The 12,995-nt window shown below is 66.8% G+C and carries 15 protein-coding genes and 1 pseudogene; 7 read left to right on the forward strand and 9 right to left on the reverse strand.

The genetic code is table 11. The features are described from left to right. Window positions 1-41 precede the first annotated feature (41 nt). On the forward strand, window positions 42-665 hold the full coding sequence (locus tag VHD82_RS18045; RefSeq protein WP_325704696.1) for a hypothetical protein: 624 nt from the start codon (window positions 42-44) through the stop codon (window positions 663-665). Here the strand turns inward: VHD82_RS18045 and VHD82_RS18050 are convergent. Both VHD82_RS18050 and VHD82_RS18055 read right to left on the reverse strand, forming a co-directional pair. Beyond that, window positions 662-1,183 (reverse strand): Clp protease N-terminal domain-containing protein, encoded by a 522-nt coding sequence (locus VHD82_RS18050; RefSeq protein WP_325704699.1) that lies wholly within the window; start codon window positions 1,181-1,183, stop codon window positions 662-664. The two genes, VHD82_RS18045 and VHD82_RS18050, sit on opposite strands and share 4 nt — an antisense overlap. After that, window positions 1,183-1,392, reverse strand: a complete 210-nt coding sequence (locus tag VHD82_RS18055) for a helix-turn-helix domain-containing protein (protein WP_325704702.1) — start codon at window positions 1,390-1,392, stop codon at window positions 1,183-1,185. The genes VHD82_RS18050 and VHD82_RS18055 overlap by 1 nt, the downstream gene beginning before the upstream one ends. 61 nt (window positions 1,393-1,453) lie before the next feature. On the opposite strand from VHD82_RS18055, the gene VHD82_RS18060 reads away from it, so the two are divergent. The 5 genes and pseudogenes from VHD82_RS18060 to VHD82_RS36835 all read left to right on the forward strand — a co-directional run bounded on the left by VHD82_RS18060 (window position 1,454) and on the right by VHD82_RS36835 (window position 5,771). Beyond that, complete coding sequence (locus VHD82_RS18060; RefSeq protein WP_325704705.1) at window positions 1,454-2,203, forward strand: hypothetical protein; 750 nt, start codon at window positions 1,454-1,456, stop codon at window positions 2,201-2,203. A gap of 69 nt (window positions 2,204-2,272) precedes the next feature. Continuing rightward, window positions 2,273-2,965, forward strand: coding sequence for a DUF998 domain-containing protein (locus tag VHD82_RS18065; protein ID WP_325704707.1), 693 nt, complete (start codon window positions 2,273-2,275; stop codon window positions 2,963-2,965). Window positions 2,966-3,008: 43 nt separating this feature from the next. Beyond that, window positions 3,009-4,814, forward strand: coding sequence for a multicopper oxidase family protein (locus VHD82_RS18070; RefSeq protein WP_325704710.1), 1,806 nt, complete (start codon window positions 3,009-3,011; stop codon window positions 4,812-4,814). Between the two features lie 57 nt (window positions 4,815-4,871). Continuing rightward, window positions 4,872-5,191: pseudogene (locus VHD82_RS36830) on the forward strand (alpha/beta fold hydrolase); the annotation flags it as partial. Between the two features lie 94 nt (window positions 5,192-5,285). After that, the gene (locus VHD82_RS36835; protein WP_414637543.1) at window positions 5,286-5,771 is read left to right on the forward strand and encodes an alpha/beta fold hydrolase; all 486 of its coding nucleotides are present in this window, start codon (window positions 5,286-5,288) and stop codon (window positions 5,769-5,771) included. On the opposite strand, the gene VHD82_RS18080 is transcribed toward VHD82_RS36835, so the two are convergent. Next, complete coding sequence (locus tag VHD82_RS18080; protein ID WP_325704713.1) at window positions 5,761-6,195, reverse strand: nitroreductase family deazaflavin-dependent oxidoreductase; 435 nt, start codon at window positions 6,193-6,195, stop codon at window positions 5,761-5,763. The genes VHD82_RS36835 and VHD82_RS18080 overlap by 11 nt on opposite strands. Window positions 6,196-6,320: 125 nt before the next feature. Between VHD82_RS18080 and VHD82_RS18085 the strand changes: the two genes are divergently transcribed. Continuing rightward, window positions 6,321-7,001: a TetR/AcrR family transcriptional regulator gene (locus VHD82_RS18085; protein WP_325704716.1), complete on the forward strand. Its 681-nt coding sequence runs from the start codon at window positions 6,321-6,323 to the stop codon at window positions 6,999-7,001. A 5-nt stretch (window positions 7,002-7,006) separates the two neighbouring features. On the opposite strand, the gene VHD82_RS18090 is transcribed toward VHD82_RS18085, so the two are convergent. The 6 genes from VHD82_RS18090 to VHD82_RS18115 form a co-directional block, all read right to left on the reverse strand. Continuing rightward, a complete protein-coding gene (locus tag VHD82_RS18090; protein WP_325704719.1) occupies window positions 7,007-7,636 on the reverse strand; it encodes a phosphoribosyltransferase in 630 nt (209 codons plus the stop codon). Further along, window positions 7,633-7,926: a hypothetical protein gene (locus tag VHD82_RS18095; protein WP_325704721.1), complete on the reverse strand. Its 294-nt coding sequence runs from the start codon at window positions 7,924-7,926 to the stop codon at window positions 7,633-7,635. The genes VHD82_RS18090 and VHD82_RS18095 overlap by 4 nt, the downstream gene beginning before the upstream one ends. Window positions 7,927-8,229: 303 nt before the next feature. Beyond that, window positions 8,230-9,888: a tryptophan 2-C-methyltransferase gene (gene tsrT, locus VHD82_RS18100; RefSeq protein ID WP_325704724.1), complete on the reverse strand. Its 1,659-nt coding sequence runs from the start codon at window positions 9,886-9,888 to the stop codon at window positions 8,230-8,232. 84 nt (window positions 9,889-9,972) lie between these two features. Further along, window positions 9,973-10,272, reverse strand: coding sequence for a helix-turn-helix domain-containing protein (locus tag VHD82_RS18105; RefSeq protein ID WP_325704727.1), 300 nt, complete (start codon window positions 10,270-10,272; stop codon window positions 9,973-9,975). Between the two features lie 54 nt (window positions 10,273-10,326). After that, window positions 10,327-11,319, reverse strand: coding sequence for an AraC family transcriptional regulator (locus tag VHD82_RS18110; RefSeq protein WP_325704729.1), 993 nt, complete (start codon window positions 11,317-11,319; stop codon window positions 10,327-10,329). Window positions 11,320-11,480: 161 nt separating this feature from the next. Then, window positions 11,481-12,848, reverse strand: a complete 1,368-nt coding sequence (locus tag VHD82_RS18115) for a tryptophanase (RefSeq protein ID WP_325704733.1) — start codon at window positions 12,846-12,848, stop codon at window positions 11,481-11,483. Between the last annotated feature and the right edge of the window lie 147 nt (window positions 12,849-12,995).

Raw genomic sequence — 12,995 nt, forward strand, 5'->3', positions numbered from 1 at the left:
TGGCTCTGTCAAATCAGGCCAATCTCCAGCATTCTCAGCAGGTGGCTTCAATAGATCTCGGTCCGGTGAGCGTGGCGGTCAGCCCCCTCCGGCGGCTGCCCCAGCTCGTGGGCGGGCTGGCGCTCTACGGGTTCAGCATGGCGATGATGACAAGGGCCGGGCTCGGCCTCGACCCGTGGGACGTGCTGCACGAAGGGATCATGAAGCGCACCTCGCTGACGTTCGGCACGGTGGTCGCGATCGCGTCCGTCGGGGTGCTGGTGCTGTGGATCCCGCTGCGGCAGCGGCCCGGGATCGGCACGGTGCTCAACGTCATCGTGGTCTCGGTGACCGTCGACCTCGGCCGGGCGGTGCTGCCGCAGCAGACCGAGCCGGCCTGGCAGATCGTGGTGCTCATCGGCGGGATCGTGTTCAACGGGCTGGCCACGGCGGCTTACGTCGGCACACGGCTGGGCCCTGGCCCGCGAGACGGGCTGATGACCGGACTGTCGGCGCGGACCGGGCGTTCGGTCCGCCTGGTCCGCACCGGGATCGAGGTGGCCGTGCTCGCGGTCGGCTGGCTGCTCGGCGGCACGGTGGGCGTGGGCACTGTGCTGTACGCGCTGGCGATCGGCCCGCTGGCGCAGGCCTTTTTGCCGCTCGTCGTTTACCGCGCACGAAGCTAGGTAAGCGCTTCCCGCAGCTTCGCGGTGTCGACGTCGAAGCGCGCGAGCACGTCGGCAGCGGGACCGCGCTGGAGGGTGAGCGCGATCAGGATGTGCTCGGAGCCAAGGTGTTTGCCACCCGCCCTGATCACCTCCTTCAGGCACAGTTCCAGGGTTTTCTTGGAGTCGTCGGCGAACGGCAGATGCCCCTTGGCGCTGAACCGTTGCGCGAACGCTCCCGGGCCGTGCGCTTCTTCGACGCGTTCGATGATCCGGTCGACGTCGATGCCGAGTTCGCCGAGTGCCTGCGCGTCGGCGTCGGTGATGCCGCCGCGTCGCCGCACCCGTTCGATCTCGTCGGTGACGTCGGCGGCCGGCACGTTCAGACGGCCGAGCAGCTGCACCGCACGGCTTTCGGGCGCGCCGACCAGCGCGGCGAGGACGTGCAGCGTGTCGACCGCCGCGGCATGCTGCTCGATCGCGCTGTGATGCGCCTTGGTGACCACTGCGCGGGCGTCGTCGGTGAACCTCTCGAACATCAGTTCCTCCCGTACTTCTTGTGCACTGCCTGCCGGCTCACCCCGAGCTCGGCGGCGATGTCCTGCCAGGACCAGCCGTGCACGCGTGCGCTGCGCACCTGCACGGCCTCGAGCTGCTCCAGCAGCCGGCGCAGGGCGGCGACGGCCCGCAATCCCACCCGGGGATCACGGTCGCCCGCGCGGGCGGCCAGGTCGGTTGCCTCAGTCATGCTGTCAACGTACGTTGACAGCTGGCGCGTGTCAACTGAAGTTGACAGTTAGGGTCGGGGAATGCCTACGATCAAGGTCGCCGAACAGGCGGGCGTCGGCACGGACGGCAGACCGCGCCCCAGCGAGGATCACGTGGTGTTGCTGGAGAACGCCGTCGTGTTGCTCGACGGAGCCACCGCCCTGAGCTCGGACGAACTGTCCGGCGGCTGGTACGCCGGGCTGCTGGCCAAGCAACTGACCGATGAGCTGCGCGCCCACCCGGATGACGAGCTGCGCACGGTGCTCGCGCGCGCGATCAGCACCGTCGCCGAGGCGCACCGGTTGCGGCCAGGGTTCTCCCCGTCGAGCACGGTCGCGATGGTGCGCTGGCGGGGCGACCAGGTGGACGGGCTCGTGCTCGCCGACAGCCCGATCGTCGCTTTTGGACGGTCCGGAGCCGAGGTGCTCGCGGACGACCGGCTGGTTTCGTTGCGTAGACAGGGAAAACTGGTCACCGGCGCTGACGTCCGGGAACAGCGGAACAACGGGTTCTGGGTGGCTGAGGCGGATCCGCTGGCGGCGTCGCAGGCTTACTGTCGCGCCTGGACGGGACTCGACGCGGTACTGCTGGCCACCGACGGCGTCTCCGTCGGGGTCGACGACTACCACCTCTTCGACTGGCCCGAGGTGCTGGAACTCGTTCGTGCGCAAGGACTGCAGGCCGCACTCGACACCGTTCGCGCCGCCGAGGCCGCCGATCCCGACGGCACGAGGTGGCCGCGCGCCAAACGCCACGACGACCAGGCTCTTGTACTGGTGGAGTTCCCTTAGTCGGCTCAGGGTAAAGATCAGGGAGTTCTCCTGATCACCTGGACGTGCGGCCGGGCCAGGCTGTTCGGCATGGGGATCGCAACCGAACCGGGGGACAGAACCAGGCCTTGGCTGATCACCGCGGGTGCGGCGATCGCCTGGGCCGGTTTCACGTGCGTCGTCCTGCACCTGGTCAGCGGGCGCAATCCCGTCACCGACACGCTCTCCAGTTACGCCTACGCCAACGGCGGCGAGATGCTCGGCGCCAGCATGCTCGCGCTCGCCGTCGGATCGCTGGCCCTGCTGGGCGCGTTGTGCGCCGCGCGTGCGGCCGGCGGGCTGACCCGTCTGCTGTTCGGCACGTGGTCTGCCGGGCTCGCCACCGCCGCCGTCTTCCGCGCGAGCTACCCCGAACACTCGAACCCGCTCAGCGGGCAGATCCACCTTTACTCCTGCATGCTCGCGTTCGTCAGCCTGCCCGCGGCCGGTTTCTCTTTGCTGGACAGGTTTTCCGGCGCCGCGCGGAAACAGCTGGCCCGGCTGACCGGATTCGCAACCGCGGCGCTGGCCCTGTTCGGCGTCACCTACGCGCTCCCCTGGCTCATCCCCATCGGCCTGGTCCAGCGCACCGCGCTCGCCACTGATCTAGCGCTGCTGTGCGGGATTCTCGTGCTGATCGCGAAGAACGCCTGTATCCAAGCCGCCACCACCCCCTCTTTAATCGACGAGGCCGGACTCTCCGACGACCGGCCTGCTGGGGGCGGGGGAGTCGTCGTGCGCTGAGTGACCGCGCGCCCTCCCCTGCGCAAAACACGGGAGGAACTCGATGACCGAAGTCATCACCGAACGAGAAACCCTTGTCACCGCACCGAATTTCGGGCTCACCAAGTTTCTCGACCCGCTACGGGTGCCGCCGGTGCTGCGGCCGCACCTGTGGTGGAAGCAGGACGATCTCACCGTCACCATGCGCCGCACCGCCGTCCAGCTGCACTCGCAGCTGCCGGAGACGGAAGTCTGGGCCTACGACGGGCATTTCCCCGGCCCGACCATCGAAGTGCGCAGCGGGAAACGGCTCCGGGTGTCCTGGACCAACGAGATCGAGGGCAAAATGCCGCTCGTCGCGGTGCAGGGCCCGATCGCGCAGGCACCGGGCAACGGGCCCGGCGGATACCGGGACGCGGACGGGAATCTGTTGCCCGGCTTCGAAATCATCGACGGGGTGCCCGACCTGCCCGCGTGGACGGTGGTGCACCTGCACGGCGCGATGACCAACGCGGGCAACGACGGCTGGGCGCACAACGCCGTCCTCAAGGGATTTTCCCAGCTCACCGAATATCCGAACGGCCAGCAGGCGACCACCATGTGGTACCACGACCACGCGATGGCGGTGACCAGGTTCAACGTGCACACCGGGCTCGCCGGGATGTACCTGATCCGGGACGCCGAGGAGGACGGGCTGGAACTGCCGCACGGCAGGCACGAGATCCCACTCCTGCTCACCGACCGCAATCTCGACACCGACGCGGACGGCGCGCTCACCGGGCAGCTGCTGTTCAAGATCCCGGTCGCGCCCAGCGGTGCGCCGATCCCGTTCACCGGCCCGTTCAACCTGGTCAACGGCACCATCTGGCCGTATCTGGACGTCGAACCGCGCTGGTACCGCTTCCGCGTGCTCAACGCATGCAACTCGCGGTTCTACCGGCTGAACCTGGTCGACGAAACCGGGGCGGTGCACAACGACGCGGTGCGGATCATCGGCACAGACGGCGGCCTGCTGCCCGCGCCCGCGGAACTGCCGACGCCCGGGCTGACGCTGGCGCCGGCGGAGCGGGCGGATCTGCTGATCGACTTCAGCAAGTTCCCCGGGCAGTCGCTGCGGCTGACCGACACGAGCGTCACCGGTCCGACCGAACCGGACCTGATGCAGTTCCGGATCGAGGACAGCCACCGGCACGATTCGTTCGTACTGCCGGAAAAACTGTCCCGCTCGTACGTGCGACTGGTGCACGGCACCACCGTGCCCGAGGATCACGGCCACGTGTTCGTCGGCCTGGTGCCGCCCGGCACGGCGGGTGAGCCGCATCCGCAGATGTGGGAGCTACAGGAAGTGGAGGAACCACCGACGACGTTGCCCGCGGCGGGTTTCATCCAGCTCACCGACCCGTCGACCGGCGCGGTGCGCACGTTCCAGAAGGTGGCGCAGCTGTTCGACGACACCACGACGTTCTTCATCGACCATGGCCGGTGGGCGGTGTGGAACCTGGTGCACCTCGGCGGGCCGACGCATCCGATCCACATCCACATGTCGCAGTTCCAGGTGCTGACGCGCAAGCAGCTCGACACGCAGGGTTTCGACACCATTGTGGGCGGTACGAGCGTCCCGCTGCCCGCACCGGCGGACGGCAGGCCGATCGAGAAGTACGAAGAGGGCTGGAAGGACACTTTCCAGGTGCAGGCGGGCGAATGGGTCACCGTCGCCGGGCGGTTCCTCGGCGCCACCGGAGAGTTCATGTACCACTGCCATCTGCTGGACCACGAGGACAACGGGATGATGCGGCCCTTCGTGGTGCATCCGCCGGAGGTCGCGAAGTTCCACCTGCATCCTGGCGGCGGCGGGCATCACGGGCACTGATCCTGCGGTAAGAACGGCGTGATGGACTCTTTCGTGGCGACCGTGAACGGAATCCGGATGCACTACCGGCGGGCCGGGGAGGGTCCGCCGGTAGTGCTGCTGCACGGCTGGCCGCAGACTTCGGCGTGCTGGCACAAGATCGCCGACGAGCTGGCGGCCGAGTACCCGGTGCTCGCGCCGGATCTCCGTGGCTACGGCCGGACAAACCGGTGGGCGGCTACGACAAGCGGACGATGGCCGCCGACATCTCGGAACTGGTGCGGGGCCTGGGTTTCGAGCGGGTCAGCGTGGTCGGGCACGATCGTGGGGCCAGGGTGGCGCACCGATGGGCGCTCGACCGGCCGGACGAGGTGGCCCGGCTCGCCGTGCTGGACATCATCCCGACCAGGGCGATGTGGCAGCCGATGGACGTGGTGATCGGGCGGGGTTACCAATCCGGCCAAAAGCAGGCGGACACTGTCCGCAGCCGAAATGCTGGTAGAAACCCATTTCCGCGTGGCTGTGGTCGGCTTGGTAACGACCGGCACAGTACTGGCACTGTTTGTTTCATCTGCAGCCGGAACTGCTGGCGGGCCGGGACATCGCCAGGTATCTGAACTACTTCTTCGAACGCTGGACCTATCAGCGGCACGGCCTGGAAAACGTCGAGGAGTACCTCCGCGCCTTCTCCGCGCCTTCTCCGCGCCGGGTGCGCTGCGGGCAGGGTTCGACGACTACCGCGCGTCCTTCCCCACCGACGCCGAGCACGACGAAACCGGCGCGGGGCGGAAACTGGCGATGCCGGTGCTCGCGTCGCGGGGCGACACGGGGTTGCCGGCCAAGCTGCCCACGCTCGACATCTGGGGCGAGTATGCGGCCGATGTGACTGGGGTCGAACTCGCTGAGTGCGGGCACTTTCTCGCGGAGGAACAGCCGCGCGCGGTGCTCGACCACCTCCGCGCCTTCCTCACGCGATGATCCGGAAGATCGGATGGTTCGGGGCGATCTCGCGCAGCTTCTCCTCCGGCGCCTTCGCGTCCACGCCGTTGAAGAACATGCCGACCTCGAACTTCCAGCGCTTGAGGTAGGCGCGCAACAGGGCGGGCTTCTCGTCGTCGGGGAGCTCGGCCGCACGGAAGGTCTCGATCCGCCTGCCGACCCGCAGCTGGCCTTCACCCGCTACCCGCAGGTTGCGCACCCACTGCGTCTGCCCGCGCGGCGCCACCAGGTAGCGCTCGCCTTCGAAGGTCAGCAGGTTGACCGGGTTCGACCGCAGTTCACCGCTTTTGCGGCCGCGGACCGACAGTACGCGGCTGCCCAGCAGGCTCACGCCGCGCTCGGTCAGCCACTGGACGGTGTTGTGCATGAACTGCTCGCCGGTGCCGCGCTTGATCTCGTTCATCGGATCTCCTCAGATCTTCGAGAGCGGTGCTCTCTGTTGAGATCAGTGAACACCGCACAGTCTGTCGTGTCAAGAGCAGTGCTCTCGAATTTGTTCGTCGCTCTCAGAGGTGGCACACTGAGCGCATGACAGCCATCCGGACCGCCCGGGACCGCGCCCGGGCCGAGCTGACCCAGGAAATCAAGGACGAGGCACGGCGCCAACTCGGGGAAGTCGGCGCGCACGGGCTTTCGCTGCGCGCCGTGGCCCGGGAGCTCGGCATGGTCTCGTCCGCGCTCTACCGGTACTTCCCGAGCCGCGATCACCTGCTCACCGCGCTGATCGTGGATGCCTACAACGCGATCGGCGAAGCGGCCGAAGCAGCCGAAGACAACGGCCGGACGCCGGTCGAACGCTGGTGCGCGATCTGGGACGCGACCCGCGCCTGGGCGAAGGCACATCCGCACGAGTACGCGTTGATCTACGGCTCGCCGATCCCCGGCTACCAGGCGCCGCAGGACACCACGGCGCCCGCGGCCCGCGTCGCACTCGCATTGGTGCGCGTGATCAAGTCGACCGAGCTGAAGGTGCCCCGCGAAGGACCGAGGCTGAGTGCGGAATTGAGTCGCCAGGCGAAGGCGCTGACCGAGGCGCTCGAGGCCGACCTGGCACCGGGCGAGGTCGGCCGCCTGGTAATCGCCTGGACCCAGCTCTTCGGACTGATCAGCTTCGAGCTGTTCGGTCAGTACGTCGGCTCATTTGACCCGGCGGATGAGTTTTTCGCTTACACCGCAAGGCAAATGGCACAGTTCGCCGGAATGTCCTGAGCGGCTCAGCGCACGGTCACGCCGAGCAGGGCGAGGACCTCGTCATCGGATGTCGGGCGGAAATCGGCGTACCACTCGCCGACGGCCCGGAAATTGGCCGGTTGTACCACGGAAATGACCTCGTCGACCTCGCCGGCGTCGGCGTCCTTCGCGGTGACCGGCGCCGCGAACACCAGCCGACGCGGCCCTTCCCGGCGGATCGACCGGGCCGCGGCACGTGCCGTGACGCCTGTCGCGAGCCCGTCGTCGACCAACAGCACGTCACATCCGCCACAGGCCAGCGGGTTTCGCCCACCGAGGTAAACGTTTTCTCGCCGCCGCGCTTCGGCCTGTTCGGCACCACGCGTTTCCCGCAATGCTTCCGGCGTCAGCCCGAGCGCCCGCAGGGCGTGGCCCTCGTAGACAGTGTCACCGGACGCGGTCACGGCACCGACCCCGAACTCGGGATGCCCCGGCGCACCAATCTTCCTGGCCACGACGACCTCCCACGGCGCGTGAAGCACCTCCGCGACGGCTTGAGCCACCACAACCCCACCGCGTGCGATGCCGAGTACGACCGGCTCGTGCCATTCGCGCCGCGACAGCTGCTCCCCCAGGCGGAGCCCGGCGGCGCGACGGTCCGGGAACCTCGTCATGACTGTCGGCGATACCCGGTCCTCCCGAGGGAGAAACCTCGTACCACCAGCACGAAATCCAGCAGACAGCCGACGGCGACGATGGACAGCACGCCGGAAAGCACCCACAGATCGAAGACACCGAACAGGACCGCGACCGCCAGGCACAACACGACGGCCGACAAAGCGAGCGCGAGACGGGTGCTGTTCGCCCTGATCGCCGCGGCGTCTTCGCCCGCCGGATGCGACTTGCCGGACTTCGCACGCGCCTCGAACTCCGCGCGCGTCAGGGCCATCTCTCGCAACATCATGCCGCGCGGGGTACCCGGCTCGGGCCTTTCGCACACCTCGCGCCCACTGTCCTAAGTGGACGAAATGGCGACTACCTGCGAAAACTCCGTTGCAGGGGACCGAAAAGCCGGATGCGCCGGCCGGCCACTTCGACGCTGAAGTGGCCAACCGGCACACCCGGACCGAGACCGCCAGAGGCGGCACGTTCGACTTGCCAGGACCTCGTCGTCCGGCAACCTCGGCAGAGTTTACATAAAACTTGCGTTCTGACTTGTTCCTGTATTCAAATCGAGACCCCTTGGCTGTATACGAGCTGTATACAGTCAGGCCGCACCGTGCATGATCTCGTGCCGTTGCGGCCAGTGCGACCAGAACGCCCCGGTGTAGCCGAGCTGGATCAACCGCAGCAGGAAGGGGTTGTCGGCGTAGTTGTTGTCGTCCTCCGTGATCCCGGGCAGGGTCGGCAGCATGACCCGGTGCAGCTCGGACTCGGGCACCATCTGCCACAACAGTTCCACTGACTTCTCCCAGCGCCCGTTGGGCCGGGCGAAGGTCGCCGGGTCCTCCGGCAGCTCCGGCGAGAGGAAGTAGACCGGGCGGAACCGGCCTGCTTCGTCGAACACGAACTGCCGCTCGTACTCGACCACGCTCGCGCACTGGGTACGCGGTTTGAGCACGATCGGCGCGAGCGCGGAATCCGACTGCAGCCCTGGCACCGTGCGCACGCCGTCACACTGCGCGGCGAGCTGGATACCAAGCGGTGAATAGGGAAACGCGCGAATCCCGAGGCTGTACCCGGCCACCGTCACGTCCAGTGCGAGGGTCTGCTCGACGGCGTCCCGCATCGTCTCCAGTGTTTCGCCCGGCATCCCGAGCAGCACCTCGACCATCACCGGCAGGTTGTATTCCTTGGTGCGGGCCACGAGTTTCTCCACATCGGAGAAGTCGTAGTACCGCCGCCCACCGCCGGTGACCTTCCAGTCGTCGAGCATCTCCTCGCGGACATGGTCCGGCGCGAGGTTGATCCCCGCACAGCCGGCCTGGACCAGCAGTTCGAGCAGCTCGTCGTCGAACGGCGTCGGCTGGGCGTAGATCCACAACCGAAGCTGCCGCAACGGGGTGTGCGGATCGGTCTCCCGGCGCCGGACCACCTCGCGCAGCACGTTCTTGCTGTGCGCCACGGCCAGGTTGAACTCACTATCGGTGGTATGCAGATCGTATACACCTTGTGCACACAGTGCTTCCATCTCGTCCACCACCGCGTCCACCGCGCGCCGGGTGAAGTGCGTGCCCTTTGCGTCCGGTTCCACACAGTGTGCGCACGAGTAGGCACACCCGTTCTTGGTCAGGATGTTGCCGAGCCCGCCGCCGCGGTAGTAGCGCAGGTTGTCCACCTTCAACGCCGTCCCGGACCTGCGGGTATACGAGGTCGCGGTGTTGAGCGGGGAGAAACCCGCCTTGCTCCGGCGGCTCGCGGCGTTGATCGGCACCTGCACCACCCGGCCGCCACCGCGGTTGAGCAGCAGGCCGGGCACGGTCTCCGGCGCTTCCCCTTGGTAGAGCGAATCCGCCAGCCGCACCAAAGTGTTCTCGCCCGGCCCCTTCACGCCGAACGGGATGTCGAAGAAGTCGACCAGCGCGAACGGCATGGACGAGAAGCCCACTCCGCCGGCGACGATCGGCGCGGCCGTGTTCGCCTTGATCTCCTCGAAGATCGCCAGGTGGTCTTCGAGGAAGACCCGTTGCTGCTGGGCATAGATCGTGTCGGTGTTGCGCACCGTCACACCGACCAGCATCGGCTGCCTTGTCGCGAAGTACTCACGCAGGACGAGCCACCAGTCATCACGGCGGAAGGTCAGGTCGACGACCTCCACCTCGTAGTCGGCGGACTCCAGGGAAGTGGTCAGGATGTCCAGTGCGTACGGAGTGATCGGGGGGTGGACGAGGTTCGGGTTTACCAGGGTGATCAACGATTTGGCCATACGGACTCCCACTCCAAAAATGAAACAGGTTTCCCCGCTGGCGAAATTGTGCCTTGTATGAGACGGGAAGTCAGGGGGCCATTTCTACCGCTGCCACCTGAGCTCTTTGGCCAGTCGCGCGGAGTCGCGAAGCTGCTCGGGGGCCAGGTCGAGGACGACGCCGAGCCAGCGTTGCCAGTACGGCCCCGGTACACGTTTGCCGCGCTCCCAGCGTGACACTTCATCCCGCCCCAGGCTCTCGTTCCCGGAAGCGGCGGCCAGTGCGTCCGCGAGGTCGTACTGGGTGAGGCCACGCTCAAGGCGAGCCGACCGGATCAAATGGCCGATCGGCAGGCAATCGCCAGGTCTGGTTCGAGAACCCACGGCAATCTCGCGGGTCAACATGCGTTTGACGTTAGGGTGCGGACCTGAGGCGAACGATCCGCGGGACGAACACTCTTATCCCTTTCGCGCATGCTGCCGACTCAGTGTCTGCTTTGGCGATTCGCCGAAACGCTCCCGGTAAACGGCCGCGAACCGACCGTGATGAGCGAGCCCCCACTTGCTGGCGATCTCACCGACCGTCGTCGTGTCGCTCTGCGCCGCACACAGTTCGTCGTGCACCCGCTGCAGCCGTACACCGCGCAGGTACTCGCTCGGCGACGAGTCCAGCTGTTCCCGGAACGCCTTCTGCAGTGCGCGCACGCTGACGCCGGCGGAACGTGCGAGGCTGGCCGGCGTGTGCGACCACTCCGGGTGACCTTCCATCAGGTCGACCGCGATGCCCAGCAGCCGGGAGGGCACCGGCCGGTCGTCCCCGTTGAGCATGGCCGTGTAGTTGTGCGGCTGCGCCAGCAGCAGGCCGGTGATCAGGTTCTGCTCGAACTGTTCCATCGCAAGCGGATGCGCGAGCATACTGTCCGGCCGGTCGAGGTCGGCAACGCTGTAGGACAGCGCGTCATACCAGGTGCGCGCGTATCCCCTGGTGACGTCCATGCCGAGCTGGAACCGGATCGGCTCGCGCAGCGCGCCGTCGATCATTTCCGACAGCCGCGCCTCCACCGCCGCGCGCTCCACCCGGAGCACGAGATTCCCGCAATCGGCGGACAAGCGCATGCTCAGCGGTTCCGTCGGCGAAGCGACACAAATTCTGTCACGCGATGCTTGAACCTGTTCGAAACCGCTCTGAAAAGTGCCCTTTCCTGTTTGCGGGGCCAGTACGGCGAAGAAACTTTCGAGCTCTCCCGGATTGACCCGGACATCCCAGCCATAGGCCACATAGGTGACCGCGATATTGCGCAGTCGCCGACAGTGCATGAAGGCATTGAGCCGGGCGTTCGGGCCGACCGTGTCCATTCGATGCGGACAGAAGATCTTCGTGACCTGCGCACGGGTGTCGTCAAGGTCGCCGGACTCGAAGAGCCGGTATCTCTCCAGCGGTAACAGCGTCATCGTCCCGGGCAGTCGTGTCGATCAAGTTCAGGCGAGGTCGACTCCCACACACCTCCAGTCTCTTACTCTCCGACTTTTCCGGCAAAAAAAGTACCGACGAACGGGTGTAGGTTTGCCGACTGCAACTTGCAGCCCGTTAGAAGATCCATACGGTGCGGTTATCAGAGTGGCGCGAGTACAGCCGTGAACTGCCGTAATGCCCCACCCTGCCGCTCAATTCGATAACCGCGCAGCTGCGCACTCTTTGCGCACACTTCCTCCGTCGCGTCGACGACGTACTCCAGATGGCTCGCGGTGTAGACGCGGCGTGGCAATGCGAAACGAACCAGTTCGCGCGGGGCCGGGATGTCGGGGCCGCCGTCGGGGTTGCGCCGGCCGAAAACGAGCGTGCCCAGTTCGCAGACCCGCACCGCACCGGCGAGATACAGCTCGTTGGCGAAGGCGGTCGCGGGCAGTTGTTGCGGCGGGATGTGGTCCAGCAACAGGCCCGCGTCCACATACACGGCGTGACAACCGGTCGGCTGCAACACCGGCAGACCGGCCAGCCCGAGCTGCTCGCCGAACCAGCGCGCCGTGTCCGCCCGGTACCGCAGGTAGTCGGGCTCGGTCACTTCGAGCAGGCCCTGTGCAAGCGCTTCCAGGTCGCGGCCGGCGAGCCCGCCATAGGTCGGGAAACCCTCGAACGCGATCAGCTGCTCGCAACATCGCGAAGCCAGCTCCGCGTCGCGCAGCGCGATCAGCCCGCCGATGTTCGCGATACCGTCCTTCTTGAGGCTCGCCCAGCAGCCGTCGGCGAGGTCGAACATCATCCGCGCGATCTCCCGCGGGGAGCGCTCCGCGTAACCGGTCTCGCGCTCGGTGATCAGGTAAGCGTTTTCCGCGAACCTGGAGGCGTCCAGATACAAGGGAATACCGTGCTTGTCGCAGAGCTTCCGGGCGCCTTCGATGTTGAGCAGCGACACCGGCTGCCCGCCGTTCGCGTTGTTCGTCACCGTCATGACCACACAGCGGATCCGGTGCCCGGACCGGCCCGCGAGCAGTTCGGTGAGCGCGTCGAGATCCAGATCCCCGCCGAACTGGTTCACCACTCCTTCGTAGGCGGGCACCGGCAGGTCGACCGCTTCGGCCCCGGCGGCCTCGACACTGGCTTTGGTGCTGTCGAAATGGGTGTTGCTGACCGAGATGTCGCCCAGCCGCAGCACGTTGCCGAGCACGATCCGTTCGGCGGCGCGGCCCTGGTGCACCGGCAGCACTTCCGGATAGCCGGTCAGGTCGCGCACGACGGATTCGAACCTTTCGAAGGAGCGCGCTCCGGCATAGGATTCGTCGCCGGACAACATGGCGGACCACTGCGCCGCGGACATGGCAGCGGTTCCGGAATCGGTGAGCAGATCTATCGTGATGGTCCGCGCGGGCACCTTGAACAGGTTGTAGCCGGCGGCCGCGAGCGCGGCGCGGCGTTGCTCGGGAGTGGGGAACGGGATCGGCTCGACGGCCTTGATGCGGAACGGCTCCATAAAGGACGGCATACGTGAACTCCTAGCGCCGGTGCGGCCCAACTACTCCAGAGTGACCGCCCGACTACCGATTAGGTAGGGGCCAGTTCGCCGTTGGACAATCACCAAAAACGTGACACGAGCCACATTCTTTATCTGAACGTTATTCGCATGTAACCA

The sequence above is a fragment of the Amycolatopsis sp. genome, from assembly GCF_035546795.1.
Taxonomy (GTDB): Bacteria; Actinomycetota; Actinomycetes; order Mycobacteriales; family Pseudonocardiaceae; genus Amycolatopsis_E.

Coding starts and splice junctions, on each gene's coding strand:
- VHD82_RS18050 (WP_325704699.1), bottom strand. CDS start 1,183: ATGTTCGAGAGGTTCACCGACGACGCCCGCGCAGTGGTCACCAAGGCG.
- VHD82_RS18055 (WP_325704702.1), bottom strand. CDS start 1,392: ATGACTGAGGCAACCGACCTGGCCGCCCGCGCGGGCGACCGTGATCCC.
- VHD82_RS18060 (WP_325704705.1), top strand. CDS start 1,454: ATGCCTACGATCAAGGTCGCCGAACAGGCGGGCGTCGGCACGGACGGC.
- VHD82_RS18065 (WP_325704707.1), top strand. CDS start 2,273: ATGGGGATCGCAACCGAACCGGGGGACAGAACCAGGCCTTGGCTGATC.
- VHD82_RS18070 (WP_325704710.1), top strand. CDS start 3,009: ATGACCGAAGTCATCACCGAACGAGAAACCCTTGTCACCGCACCGAAT.
- VHD82_RS36835 (WP_414637543.1), top strand. CDS start 5,286: ATGCTGGTAGAAACCCATTTCCGCGTGGCTGTGGTCGGCTTGGTAACG.
- VHD82_RS18080 (WP_325704713.1), bottom strand. CDS start 6,195: ATGAACGAGATCAAGCGCGGCACCGGCGAGCAGTTCATGCACAACACC.
- VHD82_RS18085 (WP_325704716.1), top strand. CDS start 6,321: ATGACAGCCATCCGGACCGCCCGGGACCGCGCCCGGGCCGAGCTGACC.
- VHD82_RS18090 (WP_325704719.1), bottom strand. CDS start 7,636: ATGACGAGGTTCCCGGACCGTCGCGCCGCCGGGCTCCGCCTGGGGGAG.
- VHD82_RS18095 (WP_325704721.1), bottom strand. CDS start 7,926: ATGATGTTGCGAGAGATGGCCCTGACGCGCGCGGAGTTCGAGGCGCGT.
- tsrT (WP_325704724.1), bottom strand. CDS start 9,888: ATGGCCAAATCGTTGATCACCCTGGTAAACCCGAACCTCGTCCACCCC.
- VHD82_RS18105 (WP_325704727.1), bottom strand. CDS start 10,272: ATGTTGACCCGCGAGATTGCCGTGGGTTCTCGAACCAGACCTGGCGAT.
- VHD82_RS18110 (WP_325704729.1), bottom strand. CDS start 11,319: ATGACGCTGTTACCGCTGGAGAGATACCGGCTCTTCGAGTCCGGCGAC.
- VHD82_RS18115 (WP_325704733.1), bottom strand. CDS start 12,848: ATGCCGTCCTTTATGGAGCCGTTCCGCATCAAGGCCGTCGAGCCGATC.